Below are 15,936 nucleotides of genomic sequence, written 5' to 3'. Positions count from 1 at the left end.
GGGGCGACCACGGGCACCGGCCTCGACTCGCTGGGCGAGCTGTGGGAGTCCCTGCGACAGGCCCTGGCCCGCCGACTACCGGCGGGCCAGGAGGCCGTCCACCACCGCCGCCAACTGCTCGGCGACGTCGTAGGCGGCCGTCACGTCCCCCCACCGGGCCGACAGAGCGGTCAGCCGGGGGAGCTCACCGGCGTCGTCCTCGGTGACGAGGGAAGGGAAGAACTGCCCCCGCCCGGGGTCGGCGGCGCGCCGGTCCTCGGCGCGTCGGTCCTCGGCGCGCCGGAAGACCAGGGCGCCGTAGACGAGGTACCAGATCGTGCGGTACGCGTGGACCGCCGCCTCGGGGGTCAGACCGCAGGCGATGGCCGAGTCGACGATCTCCTCCGTCATCCACAGCGCGCCCTTGTCGGTGAGGTCGCCCCTGCTCAGCACGTCGATGACCCACACCATCTCGCTCAGCACGGCGTGCATGTGGACGGCGGTGGCGACGATGCGGTCGCGCGGGTCCTCGGGCAACTCCGGGCGCGGCACGGTCGCCGCCATGCCCGCCAGGGTGAGCATCAGCAGCTCGTCCTTGTCGCGTACGTGGTGGTAGAGCGCCATCGGGGTGGCGCCGACCTCCTTGGCGACGCGGCGCATGGAGAGTGCCTCGACCCCCTCCTCCTGGATGATCCGCCGTGTCACGTCCACGATCTGGTGCCGCTCGATGCGTCGGGGCCGGCCCGCCGCCCGTTTCTGCCCGTTGCCTGTCACCCGGGCATTCTCCCCCTCCTTTTTCCGTACGCGTATAGCTAATTTCTGTACGCGTATATTAATGTGCCGGGCATGGTGAACTCGCAGACGTACGCCTCCCGTTGGTTACTGCCGGTGTTGCTCACCGTGCAGTTCCTCGTCTCCCTCGACATGTCCGTCGTCAACGTCGCCCTGCCGGACATCGGCAGCGGCCTGGGCTTCGGCACGGAATCGCTGACCTGGGTCGTCAACGCCTACGCCCTGGCCTTCGGCGGGCTGCTCATGCTCGGCGGGCGGCTCGCCGACGTCGTCGGCCGGCGGCGGGTCCTGGCGGGCGGCTTCGCCCTGTTCGGCCTCGCGAGCCTGGCCGGCGGACTCGCGCAGGCGCCGGGCGAGTTGGTCGCCGCCCGGGCCGCGCAGGGCGCCGGCGCCGCCGCGCTCGCGCCGGTCGCGCTCACCCTGATCACCGTCACCTACCCGGCCGGTGCCGCCCGTTCGCGCGCCCTGGGCCTGTGGGGCGCCGCGGGGGCGCTCGGCGGGGCCGTCGGGGTCCTCGCCGGGGGACTGCTCACCGACTGGGCCGGCTGGCGGGCGGTGATGCTCGTCAACGTGCCGGTGGTGGCGCTCGCCCTGCCTCTCGCCCGGCTCGCCGTCCCCGCCGAGGACCGGCGTCCCGGCGCCCGCCCCCGCCTCGACCTCTCCGGCGCGCTGCTCGTCACCGCCGGGACCACGCTGCTCGTGCTCGGCCTGGTGCGGACGGAGACCCACGGCTGGGCCGCCTGGCAGACGGCGGGCGTTCTGGCCGCCGCCGCGGTGCTGCTGGCCGCCTTCGCGGTGGTGGAGACCCGGGTGTCACAGCCGTTGCTGCGGCTCGGGCTCCTCACCCGGGGACCGGTGCTCGCCGCCAACGTCTTCGCGTTGCTGATGTCGGCGGGCCAGTTCGCCGCCTTCTACTTCACCTCCCTCTACCTCCAGGAGGTCCTCAGCTACGGGCCCACCGCCACCGGGTGTGCGTTCCTGCCGTTCTGCGCGGGCGTCGTGGTCGGCACGGCGGTCTCCGCCCGGGCGATCGGGCGGGTGGGGGCCGGGGCGCTGCTGGTGGTGGGCGGTCTGCTCGGGGCCGTCGGCATCGCCTGGTTCGCGCCGGCGGTCGCGGTCGACGGCGGCTTCCTGCTCTCGGTCCTCGGGCCGTCGGCGGTCGCGAGCGTCGGCATCGGCGTGTGCTTCGTACCGCTGGGCACGGCGGCCACGGCGGGGGTCGCCCCCGAGGAGACGGGGATGGCCTCCGGGCTGCTCAACACCTCCCGTCAGGTCGGCGGGGCGGTCGGGCTCGGCGTGCTGGTCACGGTCGCCGGGGCCCACGACGGAGCCGGCGGTGCGCAGGGGCTCGTCGACGGCTACGCGGCCGCGTACTGGGTGTCGGCCGCACTACTGGTGGTGGCCGCGCTGGCGGCCGGCGCACTCCACGGGAGGCGTACGGAGGGGGCGCTGCTGCTTGGGCGGGACGGCGCGCTGCCTGCGCAAACGCCCTCCTCAGAAAACTCGTCGAAAGAATCCCGGGAGCGTGTCGATCCGGATGTCTCCCGTTCGACGTACGGGTGAGAGGCGGGGAGAGGCTCCGCCCGCGAGACTCGTCACCGTACGGGTCACCGTCCTGAGGAGGCACCATGCCCCGCTACCTGTCGCTCGTCAGGGTCGACGAGAACAACGCCCCCGCCGAGGGCCCCAGCCCCGAGCTGATGCAGCGGATGGGCGAACTGATCGAGGAGATGACCAAGGCCGGAGTGATGCTGGAGACCGCCGGTCTGACACCGACCGCCCAGGGCACCCGCGTGCACTACGAGGGCGGCGCGATCTCCGTCACCGACGGGCCCTTCACCGAGACCAAGGAGGCCGTCGGCGGCTACGCGATCATGCAGTGCAAGGACACGGCCGAGGCCGTCGAGTGGACCAAGCGCTTCCTGAAGGTGCACGAGGACAAGTGGACCGTGACCTGTGAGGTACGGGAGATCATGGAGGGCTGAGCCCACCCGCTTGGTCGAGTGCCGTCCGAGGTGTTCGATGGTGGGTTGTGGAACAGCAGCCCACCGCGGACGCCCGCGGTGCCATTGAATCCGTCACTCCCGCGGACGCGCGCGGCGGGGAATCCGGCCCTCGCGCGGACGCCCGCGGTGCCATCGAGACCGTCTTCCGTATCGAGTCCCCGCGTGTCATCGCCGCCGTCGCCCGTATCGTCCGTGACGTCGGCATCGCCGAGGAGTTGGCGCAGGACGCGCTGGTCGCGGCGCTGGAGCGGTGGCCGCGGGAGGGGGTGCCGGACAACCCGGGCGCCTGGCTCACCGCCGCCGCCAAGAACCGTGCCGTCGACCTCGTGCGCCGCCGGGAGAACTACGCCCGCAAGCTGGCGGAGATCGGCCGCGACCTGGAGACCACGGCGCCCCCGGAGGAGCCCGCTGCCTCCTACGACCCCGACGACATCGACGACGACCTGCTCCGCCTCGTCTTCACCGCGTGCCATCCCGTCCTGTCCGCCGAGGCCCGCATCGCCCTCACCCTGCGGCTGCTCGGCGGCCTGACCACACCCGAGATCGCTCGCGCCTTCCTGGCCCCGGAGCCCACGGTCGCCCAGCGCATCGTGCGCGCGAAACGGACCCTCGCCGCCAGGAACGTCGCCTTCGAGGTGCCGTACGGCCCCGACCGCGAGGCCCGCCTCGGCTCGGTCCTCGACGTCATCTACCTGATCTTCAACGAGGGGTACGCGGCCACCGCGGGCGACGACTGGCTGCGCCCGGCGCTGTGCGAGGACGCCCTCCGGCTGGCCCGGCAGCTGGCTGCCCTGATGCCGAAGGAGCCCGAGGTGCACGCCCTGGCCGCGCTGCTGGAGTTCCAGGCGTCCCGCACCGCCGCCCGCACGGGCCCCGACGGCGAACCGATCCTGCTCGCCGACCAGAACCGCCGCCGCTGGAACCGCAGGCTCATCGCCCGAGGCGTCACGGCCCTCGCCCGCGCCGAGGCCACCTCCACGGGCGCCCCTGGCCCGTACGCCCTCCAGGCCACGATCGCCGCCTGCCACGCGCACGCGTACACCTACGAGGAGACCGACTGGCCGACCATCGCCACCCTCTACGGCCTCCTCGCCGCCCGCGCCCCCTCACCGGTCGTCGAACTCAACCGCGCGGTCGCCGTCTCGATGGCGGACGGCCCGGCGCCGGCCCTGGAGATCGTCGACACCCTCACCACCGAACCGGCCCTCAGCGACTACCACCTCCTCCCCAGCGTCCGCGGCGACCTGCTCCAGCGCCTCGGCCGTACGACGGAGGCGCGCGCGGAGTTCGAACGGGCGGCAGCGCTGGCCCGCAACGAACGGGAACGCGAACTGCTGTTGAGACGGGCGGCCTCGGCCGCTGACTGAACCTGCGCAAGAGGGCCCACCAAAACGGCGGCGCTGTCAAAATCGACAGGGCATCAGAACTCGGGGGAATGAGGAACGAGCCGTGGCACCTCTGCCCGCTTGGGCCGCCGCAGGACACCACCTCGCGCTGGACGACGCGTCGGTCGTCACAGCAGCGGGGGGAGTGGTCGTCGCGTTGATCGCGGGCGCGGTCGCGCTCTGGCAGACCCGCAGGACCAGAAGACTGGAGCTGGACAAGATGCAGCTGGAGAAGGAGAAGATCCAGCTGCAACTCTCCGCCGACTCACGGCTGAAGGAGCAGGAGTGGGCCCACGAGCAGCGCGTCTCCGAGCGGGAGCGCAGACGTGAGGCCGAGGATGCGGAGCGGGAGCGAAGCCAGGTCACGGAAGAACTGGCCGCTCGCCGCAGCGGCCTCGTCGTGGAAGCGGCCGCGTACTGCGCGCGGCTGGTGCAGGAGCTGTCGACCCTGCGGATCCTGGACATGTCGCGTCCGTTGCGCCTGGACAGCCTCTACGTCCAGGTCCGTGTCCAGGAGCAGCAACCCCTGCGGTTCGTCCGCGAGGAGGAGCTCGCGCAGGAGCGCGCCCAGGACGACACCCGGCGGGAGGCGTCCCCCGACACGGCGACCGCCGCGCACACCTACGCACCCGTCGACGCTCTCCAGCGCTACCAGCGCATCGTCGTCGTAGGGGATCCCGGCGCGGGCAAGACCACCATGCTTCGCCATCTCGCCCTGCGTATGGCCAGACGGACCGAGGGCGAGACGCTGCCCGAACTCCCCGCGTACGTCGAGTTGTTCCGCTTCGTCGAGAGCGGCCACGACTCGCTGCTCGACTACCTCGCCGAGTACTGGACCGACCAGTACGGCTTCGCGGACGCCCGCGATTACGTGGCGGAGAAACTGACCGACGGCACCGCTGCCCTCCTGCTCGACGGCCTGGACGAGGTGTTGGGCGGGGAGAGCGCGGAGGTGGCGGCGGGCGCGTACCACCGGGTCACCGAGGAGATCGCCCGTCTGGCGACCCGGTTCCCGAGGGCGCTGATCGCCACCACCTGCCGTCGGCACGGCTGGCAGGGCGGCCTGCAGCAGTTCCAGGTCCTGGAGGCGCTCGACTTCGAGTGGCCGCAGATCGAGACGTTCATCGCCAACTGGTTCGGCGACCGTGACCGCCGCCGCCGAGGCCTCGTCCGCGCCCTCTCTGCCAACGCCCGCCTCCAGACCCTCGCCACGAACCCCCTCCTCCTCAGCCTGATCGCCATCGTCTACGAACGGGACCTGGAACTGCCGGAGCGCCGAGCGGCCCTCTACCGTCGCTGCGTGGAGGTCCTGCTGCGCGAGTGGGACGCCCACCGCAAGGTCACCCGCTACAGCCGCTTCACGACCGATCGCAAGCAGGACCTCCTCAAGCAGATCGCCTGGCACTACCACCAGCGCGGTCGGCGCTACTTCCGCGAGGACGAACTCCTGGAACTGATCGCCGACTTCCTCCCGACCATCGACCTGCCCCGCACCGACAGCCGCGCCATCCTCGACGAGATCGCCGCGCAGTACGGCCTCCTCAAGGCCCAGGCCCACGGCTGGTACGGCTTTCTTCACCTCACCTTGCAGGAACACTTCGCGGCGACGGCCTTGCTGGAGCAGGGCGAGTCGGGGATCGAACGGGCGGTGGCGGCGCGGTACGACCCGTGGTGGGAGGAGGTGATTCTGTTGTTGGCGGGGGCGTTGCCGGATGCGACGGGTTTGCTGCTGGGAGTGCTCCAGGTGGGGGCGGGGGAGCGGCGCACGCGGGAGGACGATCCGGCGCTTCTGCATCTGCCGCACGATGACTTGTTCCATACGGATCTGCTGCTGGCGGCGCGGTGCCTCACGGGTAGCCCGCGGGTTGCCGATGTGGAGTTGCGGCGGCAGATCATACGGTCGGTGTGGGAGCTGCTGGAGACGACGCCGTACGAGGGGGAGCGGCAGCGGGCGGCGCAGGCGATCGTGGGAGTGCTGGGCTCGGAGCAGCAGTTGAGCAAGGCCATCGCCTGGATCGGTGACAACCGGCAGAACACGGCTGCGAGAGAAGCGCTGGTCGACGCGCTGGCGGTCCATGGGGGCCGGAGCGTGGGGGAACGACTGCTGGGTGTGCTCACTCTGGAATCCGGGTTGCCGGCTTCCCTGCGAGGCCACCTCATGAAAGCCCTTGGCACACTCCATGTCGAGGCCGCGGTCCCCAAGTTGCTCGATGAACTGGCGGAGGTGGTGAACCTGCCCAAGCCCGTCACCTCCGGCGGGCAGTACGAGGTGGCCGATCACGTGGGTACGGTCGTCAGGGCTCTCGGTGCCGCCGGGGGACCCGTCGAGGTCATCGTGGGGACGATCCACGCCTTCACGTTCTGGCAGTCCCGGGGGCGGGTGATGAGAGCCATTCGCGATGCCTTGGCGGATGTGCGGGATCCCAGTACAGGGGAACTGCTGCTGAATCTCCTTGTACAGGAAAACGACTGGTACTTCGAACGCCAGACCCTGGCCGGGGCGTACCTGGACGTCGCCGGTGAGTACGGGGCCGGGGTGCTGCTCGACATCGTTCGGTCGGACCGGACGACGGAGTTCCAGAAGATCCCGATGATGGCCGCGCTGGCGGAGTTCACCGGCAAGGGACACGGCTGGGCCCACCGGGATGCTCTTCTCGCCCTCGCCCGTGAGACGGCCGCGGCGTGGCAGCTCCGTTGGCTGGCTCTCGAATGCCTGGACCACAACCCGGGCGACCCCAAGGACCTGGAACCGCTCGTCCACGATGCCAACCCGCAGGTCTGCGTGGCTGCCGCAGCCACCTCGGCGGCCTGGGGGGCCCCGCTCCGGCTCGACTTCATCCAGAGGGCCATTCTCGATGGAGTCATCTCGCCGGATCTGACGTACACGGAGAGAGGAGGGCGCGCGTGGGGGTGGACGGGCCGGGCGGCCCGGCGCCTCGGAGCGGCTCTCGCTCCGTACGGGGACATCGGGGTGGCCCAACATTTCTTCTACCGGGCGGCCTCGGACTCGGACGACTCCATGAGCAACTCGGCACGATCATGGCTCGATGCCTTCGCACCTGAAGCCGCGGTGGATGCCTATCTCATCCATCTGAGTGGTTCCGGCCACAGTGGCGACCTCCCATCGCGCGTCCCTCACTCCCGCATTCGTGCTGTTCTCCACCATTGCCGGGACAACCCGGTCTCTCTGGCCACCGGACACGTCCACGACCTGTTGGTGAGATCAGTGGCCAAGGTCGCGGACGACGGCGAGTGCGTTGCCGGGCTGCTGGCACTCGTTGCTCGTGGCCCCGGTACCACGTCCTCCCGCGATGTCGCCCATGGTGCCGCCTACGAGGTGAGCCGCCGGGCCCATGTCCGAGTCCTCTCCGATCACACCATCGTCGCCGTCACCTGAAACCCCGAGCCCGGGCCGGTCGCCCCACCAGCATCGTCGGTGCCCCCGCCACCCGGGTCATGAACACCGTCGCCGAGTTGGGCCCCTGCGGCTTCACCTTGCGCCGGAGCTCCTCCGGTTCGACGGCCGACCCCCGCTTCTTCACCGTGAGGATGCCGACCTCCCGCTCCCGGAGCAGGGCCTTCAGCTTCTTGACGTTGAAGGGGAGGTGGTCGGTGATCTCGTAGGCGGTGGCGTACGGGGTCACATGGAACTCGTCCGCGGTGATGTAGGCGATCGTCGGGTCGATCAGTCCGCCGTCCAGGTCCTCGGCCACCTCGGCGACCAGGTGGGCGCGGATCACGGCGCCGTCGGGCTCGTACAAGTACCGCCCCACCGACCGCACAGCGGGATCCGGCAGCCCCCGCCCCAACAGCGTGCGAGGCCCCGGCAGCAGCGTCGCCCGTACGGACCCCGGTTGCGTACCGAACCAGAGGACCGCCTCCTTCACGTCCCCGCCGTCCGAGATCCACTCCGCCTCGGCCGCGTCGGGAACCGCCTCGTGCGGAATGCCGGGGGCGACCTTCAGTGCGGCGTGAGGGGCCTTCAGAGCCGTCTCGACCGCCCAGGAGAGGGGCGGCGAGTACGCCTCGGGGTCGAAGATCCGCCCGCGTCCGCCGCGCCGCGCAGGGTCCACGAACACGGCGTCGTACGGGGCGGTGTCCACCTCCGCGACATCCGCCTCCCGCACCTCGATCAGCTCCCCCAGCTCCAGCGCCTCGGTGTTGGCGCGTGCCACCGCAGCTGTCAGTGGGTCGCGGTCCACCGCGAGGACACGGATCCCGGCGCGGGCGAGCGCGATCGCGTCCCCGCCGATCCCGCAGCACAGGTCGGCCACGGAGGTCACGCCCAGATCGGCCATCCGCCGCGCCCGGTACGTCGCCACACTCGCCCGCGTCGACTGCTCCACCCCGTTCGGCGTGAAGAACATGCGCTCCGCGTCCTGCGCCCCGAACTTCGCCGCCGCCCGCTGCCGCAGCCGCGCCTGACCGAGCGCCGCCGACACGAGCTCGGCGGGGTGCTCGCGCCGCAGCCGGGTGGCGACGGCGAGTTCCTGGGCGGGGTCGGTGCCGCGCACCTCGTCGAGGAGGGCGCGGCCCTCGGGGGTGAGCAGGGCGGCGAAGGCGAGGAGAGGGTCGTTCACCGGGTCATTGTGGGCCAGTCGGTGGACGGCGTGCCTCCGTCCGCGGTGTCGGGGGCGGTTCCGGAGCGGGGGCTGCGAGGATCCGGCACCATGCGAGTGGTCGTACAAAACGATAAAAACCGGGCGCATCGGCGAACGTTGAGCCGGGGTGTCCTCGCCACCGTCACCGCCGCCACCGTCACAGGCGCGGCCGTCCTCTCGGGCTGCGGCCGGGCCGGCCGGGCCGACGGCACGGACGCCCACCCGGCCCCGGGCCGACAGCAGCGCCTCCAGGCCCCCGCGGCCCGCGCCCTCGACGCCTACGCCGCCGAACTGCGCGCCGCGCACAAGGCCCGCGTCGCCGCCGCCAGGCGCTGGGGACTGCGGCACGTCCCGCTCACGGCCCCGGCGCCACCCGCGAAGAAGCCGAGGATCACCACCCGCGAGGGCTTCGAGGTCGACGACCACGAGGAACTGGGCCTGCCCCCCGTCTTCACCACGGTCCCCACCAAGCGGAAGGTCGTCTTCTTCACCATCGACGACGGCGCCGAGAAGGACCCTGCGTTCCTGCGCATGATGAGCGAGCTGAAGGTCCCGTACACCGCCTTCCTCAGCGACTACCTGGTGAAGAAGGACTACGGCTACTTCGCGAAGATGCAGAACAGGGGAGTGACCCTGAGCAACCACACCCTGCACCACCCCTACCTGCCCGGGCTGTCCTACGCCCGCCAGAAGCGCGAGATCTGCGGTATGCAGGACGTGATCGAGAAGCGCTACGGCAAGCGCCCGACCCTCTTCCGCCCGCCCTTCGGCGACTACGACGGGACCACCCTGCGCGCCGCGAAGGCCTGCGGCATCAAGTACGCCCCTCTGTGGGACGAGGAGGTCTTCGTCGACCACTGGGAGTACCGCGAGTGGGACCGCGACCTCCACCCCGGCGACATCGTCCTCAGTCACTTCCGCGGCCGGCGCGACTGGAAGGGCACGATGCCCGACATGGTCCGCCGCTTCCTGAACAAGGTCACCGAGAAGGGATACGCGGTGGCCCGGCTCGAGGACTACCTGTGAGGCGGCGGCTGCGGCGGCAGATGGCGGGGGTGCTGGTGGCGGCCGCCGTCCTGGTCACCGGCTGTGCCCAGTCCGTCGACCCGATCGAACGGCTGGGGAAGAAGGCGGCTCAGCGGGTACGACCGCACGACCCGGCAGGGGAGCGCCCGTACCGCCGCTGGGGCCTGGCGGCCCCGCTCCTCCCACCCCCGAAGTCACCCGCGCACCCCCTCACCGGCAGCGCGGGCCCCGGCCGGGGGCTGCCCCGGGAGCAGGGCCTCCCGCGCGTCGTCGACCATGTCCCGACCCGCGACAAGGTCGTCTTCCTGACCTACGACGACGGCGCCGAACGGGACCCCCGGTTCGTCGACATGGTCCGTGAACTGCGGCTTCCGGTGAGCATGTTCCTCACGGACAGTGTCGTCGGTCCGGGATACGGCCACTTCGCGCGCCTGCGGTCCGTCGGCGCGACCATCCAGAACCACACCCTCGACCACCCCTCCCTGCGCGGCCTGCCCTACGCCGGCCAACGCGCCGAGATCTGCGGCCAGCAGGACAAACTCAGGTCCCGCTTCGGCCTGCGCCCCCGCCTCCTCCGCCCGCCCTACGGCACGTACGACACCACCACCCTGCGCGCGGCCGCCGACTGCGGCCTCGCGGCGGTCGTGCTGTGGCGGGCGTCGATGGAGAACGGTGAACTCGTGTTCGTCAACGGTGAGGGCCGGCTGCGCCCGGGCGACATCGTGTCGGTCGCCTCCGGCGACGCGACGGGCCTGCCCCTGAGGGAACGAACGACACGGTTGCTCCGCGCGATCCAGGGGAGGGGCCTGACGGTGGGACGGCTGGAGGACTACATCTAGGGTTCCCCGGCCCGAGGGCGAGGTCGTTGTCCAGGGTTCCCCGGCCCGAGGACGAGGCCGTTCAGGCCGAACCGACCACGCCGCGCCGCGGCCAATTGGCACTCCGCTTGACCGAGTGCTAATCGCGGTCATAGTCTCAGCTCTGGCACTCCCCCCTGGAGAGTGCCAACAACGCGACGGGCAGGTCCGGCACCCGCGACGACGGATCGACCTGGTCGCCACCTCAGACAGTTAACCCCGTGAGATCTCCGAAGGGGGAGGTCGGATCGTGACGACCACCAGCTCCAAGGTTGCCATCAAGCCGCTCGAGGACCGCATCGTGGTCCAGCCGCTGGACGCCGAGCAGACCACGGCCTCTGGCCTGGTCATTCCGGACACCGCCAAGGAGAAGCCCCAGGAGGGCGTCGTCCTGGCCGTGGGCCCGGGCCGCTTCGAGAACGGCGAGCGTCTCCCGCTCGACGTGAAGACCGGCGACATCGTGCTGTACAGCAAGTACGGCGGCACCGAGGTGAAGTACAACGGCGAGGAGTACCTCGTCCTCTCGGCTCGCGACGTGCTCGCGATCATCGAGAAGTAATTCACCCTGAAGCACATTCTGCTTTGAGCTGCGCCCCTGGCCCCCGCGACCATTAATCAGCCGGGCGCCCGGGGCGCAGTTCGTTTCGTCTCCACTTTTCCGAGAGGGCTACGCTCCCATGGCGAAGATCCTGAAGTTCGACGAGGACGCCCGTCGCGCCCTCGAGCGCGGCGTCAACAAGCTTGCTGACACGGTCAAGGTGACGATCGGCCCCAAGGGCCGCAACGTCGTCATCGACAAGAAGTTCGGCGCCCCGACCATCACCAACGACGGCGTCACCATCGCCCGCGAGGTCGAGCTCGACGACCCGTACGAGAACCTCGGTGCGCAGCTGGTGAAGGAGGTGGCGACCAAGACCAACGACATCGCGGGCGACGGCACCACCACCGCCACCGTGCTCGCCCAGGCGCTGGTGCGCGAGGGCCTGAGGAACGTCGCCGCGGGTGCCTCCCCGGCGCTGCTGAAGAAGGGCATCGACGCCGCGGTCAGGGCCGTCTCCGACGACCTGCTCGCCTCGGCCCGCCCGATCGACGAGAAGTCCGACATCGCCGCCGTCGCCGCGCTGTCCGCCCAGGACCAGCAGGTCGGCGAGCTCATCGCCGAGGCGATGGACAAGGTCGGCAAGGACGGTGTCATCACCGTCGAGGAGTCCAACACCTTCGGTCTGGAGCTGGACTTCACCGAGGGAATGGCCTTCGACAAGGGCTACCTGTCGCCGTACTTCGTGACGGACCAGGAGCGCATGGAGGCCGTCCTGGAGGACCCGTACATCCTCATCCACCAGGGCAAGATCTCCTCCATCGCGGACATGCTGCCGCTGCTGGAGAAGATCATCCAGGCCAACGCCTCCAAGCCGCTGCTGATCATCGCCGAGGACGTCGACGGCGAGGCCCTGTCGACCCTGGTCGTGAACAAGATCCGCGGCACCTTCAACGCCGTCGCCGTCAAGGCGCCCGGCTTTGGTGACCGTCGCAAGGCGATGCTCCAGGACATGGCCGTCCTCACCGGCGCCACGGTCATCTCCGAGGAGGTCGGCCTCAAGCTCGACCAGGCCGGCCTGGACGTGCTCGGCTCCGCCCGCCGCATCACCGTCACCAAGGACGACACCACGATCGTCGACGGCGCCGGCAACAAGGCGGACGTCGAGGGCCGCATCGGCCAGATCAAGGCCGAGATCGAGAACACCGACTCCGACTGGGACCGCGAGAAGCTCCAGGAGCGCCTCGCGAAGCTGGCCGGCGGCGTGTGCGTGATCAAGGTCGGCGCCGCCACCGAGGTGGAGCTGAAGGAGAAGAAGCACCGTCTGGAGGACGCCATCTCCGCGACCCGCGCCGCGGTCGAGGAGGGCATCGTCTCCGGTGGTGGCTCCGCGCTCGTCCACGCCGTCAAGGTCCTGGAGGGCTCCCTCGGCAAGGAGGGCGACGAGGCCACCGGTGTCGCCGTCGTCCGCCGTGCCGCCGTCGAGCCGCTGCGCTGGATCGCCGAGAACGCCGGCCTCGAGGGCTACGTCATCGTCTCCAAGGTGGCCGAGCTCGAGAAGGGCAACGGCTACAACGCCGCCACCGGCGAGTACGGCGACCTGGTCAAGGCCGGCGTCATCGACCCGGTGAAGGTCACCCGCTCCGCCCTGGAGAACGCCGCCTCCATCGCCTCCCTCCTCCTCACGACCGAGACCCTGGTCGTCGAGAAGAAGGAAGAGGAAGAGCCCGCCGCCGCGGGCCACGGCCACGGCCACTCCCACTGACGTCACGTCAGCACTGAGGCCCGGCGTCCCTTCGGGGATGCCGGGCCTTCGCCATGGGAGGGTGCAGTCCGGCACGTAGCGAGCAAGCAGCGTGCATGCATCCGCGCGAGATGACCGGAGGTCAGGAGTGACCCTTCCGGCCGACGAGTTGGGGCCGCTGCTGGAGACGCTTTCGCACGAGTACCGTGTCTACGTCCGTGCCGGGCGTCTCCGAAGCGACGGCGGAACCTGGTCTCTCACAAGAGCAGCTACAGCGCGGGCAATGGTGGTGACTGCGTCGAGGTCGCGGACGCCGGCACGGCCGTACTGGTCCGTGACTCCAAGCGGCCGGGAGACGCGTTCCTCACGGTCGACGCCGGCCAGTGGGCCGCGTTCGTGCGGATGGCCGCGCGCGGTTGATGTGAACGTGAAGGAGGGGGCGGCCGGAACCGGGCCGTCCCTCCCCGAGGCGCGTGTGTCATCGGCACCAGAAGAAGAAGCCCCCCGTTCCGATCTCCGGAACAGGGGGCTGCTCCCCTCGCGGGCGTCTTTGGCCCCTACTTCTCCAACGCGTCCAACGCCCCCAGCTGTTCCATCAGCCCCAGTCGGTCGTACTGCCACCACGACTCGGCGATCTTCCCGTCGTCGCCGAAGCGGAAGACGGTCGTGCCGGTCATGCTGACCTGCTTGCCGGTGGCCGCAAGGCCCATGAAATCGCCCTTGTGGGTTCCGCGCCAGGTCCACCGGTTGCACACGCGGTCGTCCTGGGCGATCTGGTCCTCGACGGAGAAGGCGAAGTCGAAGCCGCTCCGCCACATGGCGACCTCCCGCCGCATCGCGTCCATCCCGATGGTGTCCTGCTCGTTCGCCGGGTCGTGGTCGTGGTAACGCTCCGCGATCAGGCCGTCGAGCGGCGGCAGGTTCCCGTGCAGGGCGATCGTCTCGAAGAACCGCCGCGCGGTGGTCGTGTACAGCTGCTCGTCCCGCACCACGTCCAGATCGGTGAAGGTCGGCATCTCGTCGCACAGAGCCACCAGGTCCCGGAACACCTTGTCGGTCTCCGGAAGGTTCGAGTTCCGCATCGCCTCCTCGTACGACGGGAACTCCACGATCTCGATGAAGTGCGACGCGTCCGAGCGGTCCTTGCCGACCACCGCGTGCGTCGCCGTCCGCTTCCCCTTGGTCTGTTCGACCCACGTGTCCATCAGCCGGTCCATCTCGTCGAAACGGCTGGTCCTGCAGTCGATGAGCTGTACGAACGTCATGACACCGCCTCCGGCCCCCCTGGGTCCGGTTCCGTCACGCCCATCTTCCCACCGGAGCGTCGGCGTCACCCGTTACGAGCAATCGCTCACTGCGGCCCGTACTTCCGTCCCGTCTTCGAGCTGATCCCGCCCAGCAACGAGCGCGGTGCCACCTTCACCAGGCCCATCAGCGCCTTGTACCGCGGATCCGGGATGGACACCGACTTCCCCCGCGCCAGATCGCTCAGCGCCGCCCCGACCAGCTTGTCCGCGTCCAGCCACATCCAGCCGGGGATGTTGTCCGTCCCCATCCCGGCCCGCTGGTGGAACTCCGTGCGCACGAACCCCGGGCACAGCGCCATCAGCCGCACCCCGCTGCCCGCCAGGTCCCGCGCAGCCCCCTGCGTGAACTGCACGACCCACGCCTTGGACGCCCCGTACGTCCCCCGGGGCACGAACGCGGCGACCGAGGCCACGTTCACGACCCCGCCGCGCCCCCGCTCCCGCATCGCCTCCGTCGCCGCCGACGTCAGGCGCAGCACCGCCTCGCAGTGCACCTTGAGCATCTTCAGCTCGTCGGCCATCGATACGTCGAGATAGCGGCCCTTGTTGCCGAAGCCGGCGTTGTTGATCAGCAGGTCGACGGGGCTCCTGCGGTCGCCGAGCCGGTCCGCCACCGTCTCGATGCCCTTGTCCGTCGCCAGGTCGGCGGTCAGCACCTCCGCCTCGATACCGTGCCGGTCGTGCAGCTCGGTCGCCTGTTCCCGCAGCCGCTTGGTGTCCCGTGAGACCAGGACCAGGTCGTGCCCGTCCGCGGCCAGCCGCCGCGCGAACGCGGCGCCGATGCCCGCGGTCGATCCCGTAATCAGAGCCGTTGTCATGGCCCAAGCGTAGTTACCCGGACTGCGCGAATCCGCTCGCGGCGCCCGGCCGAGTGTGGCCTGACATCCCGTCACGTCCGACCGAAAATGACATGGTGTCAGGCCAGTGGATCACGGGGTGTCAGGCAGTGGGGCAGGAGGTGGCAGGCCGGTGGGTCACGAGGTGGCAAGACGATGGGGCACGAGGTGTCAGGCCCCGTACTTCTCCACGTACTTCCGTGCCTCCGCCAGCGCTTCCGGGTGCAGCGCCTCGCCCGCCGCGAGCAGCCGCGGCAGCAGCGTCCGCTCCAGCGTCACCGCCCGGAACTGGAGGGCGACCGTCACGTCGTGGGCGGGGCGGTGCACGACCTCGATCGGGTCGCCCGCCCGGACCTCACCCGGCCGCACCACCCGCAGATACGCGCCGGGCGCGCCCTTGGCCGTGAACCGCTTCACCCACCGCTGCTCACCCAGATGGCCCTGGAAGGTCAGGCAGGGAATCCGCCCGCAGGTGACCTCCAGCACCACCTCGGCCCCTATGCGCCACCGCTCGCCGATCCGCGCGCCGGAGACATCGAGGCCCTCCGTGGTGAGGTTCTCGCCGAACGAGCCGCCGGCCAGCGGCCTGCCCAGTTCGCGCTCCCAGCCGTCGAGGTCCTCGCGGGCCATCGCGTACACGGCCTGGTCGTTGCCGCCGTGGTGGCGGGTGTCGCACACCGCGTCCCCGGCCAGCCCGCTCGCCCCGACCCCCTTGGGACCGGGCGCCGCCACCCGTACCGGTCCCGCCACCGGCTGCTTGTCGATGCCGGTCAAGCCTTCCGCCTGGTCGGTGTACGGCACGGACTCGGGGCGGCCCAGGTTCAGGGAAAGAAGCTTCATGACCGCACGGTAGGGGACCGCAAAC

The 15,936-nt window shown here is 70.6% G+C and carries 14 protein-coding genes; 9 read left to right on the top strand and 5 right to left on the bottom strand.

What is annotated here, in order from left to right; genetic code table 11:
- Nucleotides 1-75: 75 nt before the first annotated feature.
- Nucleotides 76-753 carry a TetR/AcrR family transcriptional regulator gene (locus ACFYWX_RS07420; RefSeq protein WP_389423010.1) on the bottom strand — a complete coding sequence of 226 codons (678 nt, stop codon included), beginning with the start codon at nt 751-753 and terminating at the stop codon, nt 76-78.
- Between the two features lie 72 nt (nt 754-825).
- Here ACFYWX_RS07420 and ACFYWX_RS07415 point away from each other — a divergent pair, with 72 nt between their 5' ends.
- The 4 genes from ACFYWX_RS07415 (at nt 826) to ACFYWX_RS07400 (ending at nt 7,559) form a co-directional block, all read left to right on the top strand.
- Nucleotides 826-2,334, top strand: a complete 1,509-nt coding sequence (locus ACFYWX_RS07415) for an MFS transporter (protein ID WP_389423009.1) — start codon at nt 826-828, stop codon at nt 2,332-2,334.
- 65 nt (nt 2,335-2,399) lie between these two features.
- A complete protein-coding gene (locus tag ACFYWX_RS07410) occupies nt 2,400-2,756 on the top strand; it encodes a YciI family protein (protein WP_389423008.1) in 357 nt (118 codons plus the stop codon).
- Nucleotides 2,757-2,839: 83 nt separating this feature from the next.
- Nucleotides 2,840-4,144 (top strand): RNA polymerase sigma factor, encoded by a 1,305-nt coding sequence (locus tag ACFYWX_RS07405; protein ID WP_389423076.1) that lies wholly within the window; start codon nt 2,840-2,842, stop codon nt 4,142-4,144.
- 82 nt (nt 4,145-4,226) lie between these two features.
- Complete coding sequence (locus tag ACFYWX_RS07400) at nt 4,227-7,559, top strand: NACHT domain-containing protein (protein ID WP_389423007.1); 3,333 nt, start codon at nt 4,227-4,229, stop codon at nt 7,557-7,559.
- Here ACFYWX_RS07400 and ACFYWX_RS07395 read toward each other — a convergent pair.
- Nucleotides 7,552-8,742, bottom strand: coding sequence for a methyltransferase domain-containing protein (locus tag ACFYWX_RS07395; protein WP_389423006.1), 1,191 nt, complete (start codon nt 8,740-8,742; stop codon nt 7,552-7,554). The two genes, ACFYWX_RS07400 and ACFYWX_RS07395, sit on opposite strands and share 8 nt — an antisense overlap.
- Before the next feature lie 90 nt (nt 8,743-8,832).
- On the opposite strand from ACFYWX_RS07395, the gene ACFYWX_RS07390 reads away from it, so the two are divergent.
- The 5 genes from ACFYWX_RS07390 to ACFYWX_RS07370 all read left to right on the top strand — a co-directional run bounded on the left by ACFYWX_RS07390 (nt 8,833) and on the right by ACFYWX_RS07370 (nt 13,348).
- Nucleotides 8,833-9,789: a polysaccharide deacetylase family protein gene (locus tag ACFYWX_RS07390; RefSeq protein ID WP_389423005.1), complete on the top strand. Its 957-nt coding sequence runs from the start codon at nt 8,833-8,835 to the stop codon at nt 9,787-9,789.
- Nucleotides 9,790-9,809: 20 nt separating this feature from the next.
- On the top strand, nt 9,810-10,628 hold the full coding sequence (locus ACFYWX_RS07385) for a polysaccharide deacetylase family protein (protein ID WP_389423075.1): 819 nt from the start codon (nt 9,810-9,812) through the stop codon (nt 10,626-10,628).
- A 268-nt stretch (nt 10,629-10,896) separates the two neighbouring features.
- Nucleotides 10,897-11,205 carry a co-chaperone GroES gene (gene groES / locus ACFYWX_RS07380; protein WP_003998759.1) on the top strand — a complete coding sequence of 103 codons (309 nt, stop codon included), beginning with the start codon at nt 10,897-10,899 and terminating at the stop codon, nt 11,203-11,205.
- 118 nt (nt 11,206-11,323) lie between these two features.
- Nucleotides 11,324-12,949, top strand: a complete 1,626-nt coding sequence (gene groL / locus ACFYWX_RS07375; RefSeq protein WP_389423004.1) for a chaperonin GroEL — start codon at nt 11,324-11,326, stop codon at nt 12,947-12,949.
- A gap of 228 nt (nt 12,950-13,177) precedes the next feature.
- Nucleotides 13,178-13,348: a DUF397 domain-containing protein gene (locus ACFYWX_RS07370; RefSeq protein WP_389423074.1), complete on the top strand. Its 171-nt coding sequence runs from the start codon at nt 13,178-13,180 to the stop codon at nt 13,346-13,348.
- 137 nt (nt 13,349-13,485) lie between these two features.
- Here the strand turns inward: ACFYWX_RS07370 and ACFYWX_RS07365 are convergent, their stop codons facing one another.
- The 3 genes from ACFYWX_RS07365 to ACFYWX_RS07355 form a co-directional block, all read right to left on the bottom strand.
- A complete protein-coding gene (locus ACFYWX_RS07365; RefSeq protein ID WP_389423003.1) occupies nt 13,486-14,193 on the bottom strand; it encodes an ester cyclase in 708 nt (235 codons plus the stop codon).
- An 86-nt stretch (nt 14,194-14,279) separates the two neighbouring features.
- Nucleotides 14,280-15,053 carry an SDR family NAD(P)-dependent oxidoreductase gene (locus ACFYWX_RS07360; protein ID WP_389423002.1) on the bottom strand — a complete coding sequence of 258 codons (774 nt, stop codon included), beginning with the start codon at nt 15,051-15,053 and terminating at the stop codon, nt 14,280-14,282.
- A 189-nt stretch (nt 15,054-15,242) separates the two neighbouring features.
- Entirely contained in the window at nt 15,243-15,911 is a 669-nt protein-coding gene (locus ACFYWX_RS07355; RefSeq protein WP_389423001.1) for an MOSC domain-containing protein, read from the bottom strand.
- Between the last annotated feature and the right edge of the window lie 25 nt (nt 15,912-15,936).

Source organism: Streptomyces sp. NPDC002888 (assembly GCF_042888465.1).
Lineage (GTDB): Bacteria > Actinomycetota > Actinomycetes > Streptomycetales > Streptomycetaceae > Streptomyces.
The sequence above is the reverse complement of the archived record's forward strand: the minus strand, read 5'-3'. Positions and strand labels throughout refer to the sequence as shown.

Coding starts and splice junctions, on each gene's coding strand:
- ACFYWX_RS07415 (WP_389423009.1), top strand. CDS start 826: ATGGTGAACTCGCAGACGTACGCCTCCCGTTGGTTACTGCCGGTGTTG.
- ACFYWX_RS07410 (WP_389423008.1), top strand. CDS start 2,400: ATGCCCCGCTACCTGTCGCTCGTCAGGGTCGACGAGAACAACGCCCCC.
- ACFYWX_RS07390 (WP_389423005.1), top strand. CDS start 8,833: ATGCGAGTGGTCGTACAAAACGATAAAAACCGGGCGCATCGGCGAACG.
- ACFYWX_RS07385 (WP_389423075.1), top strand. CDS start 9,810: ATGGCGGGGGTGCTGGTGGCGGCCGCCGTCCTGGTCACCGGCTGTGCC.
- groL (WP_389423004.1), top strand. CDS start 11,324: ATGGCGAAGATCCTGAAGTTCGACGAGGACGCCCGTCGCGCCCTCGAG.
- ACFYWX_RS07365 (WP_389423003.1), bottom strand. CDS start 14,193: ATGACGTTCGTACAGCTCATCGACTGCAGGACCAGCCGTTTCGACGAG.
- ACFYWX_RS07360 (WP_389423002.1), bottom strand. CDS start 15,053: ATGACAACGGCTCTGATTACGGGATCGACCGCGGGCATCGGCGCCGCG.
- ACFYWX_RS07355 (WP_389423001.1), bottom strand. CDS start 15,911: ATGAAGCTTCTTTCCCTGAACCTGGGCCGCCCCGAGTCCGTGCCGTAC.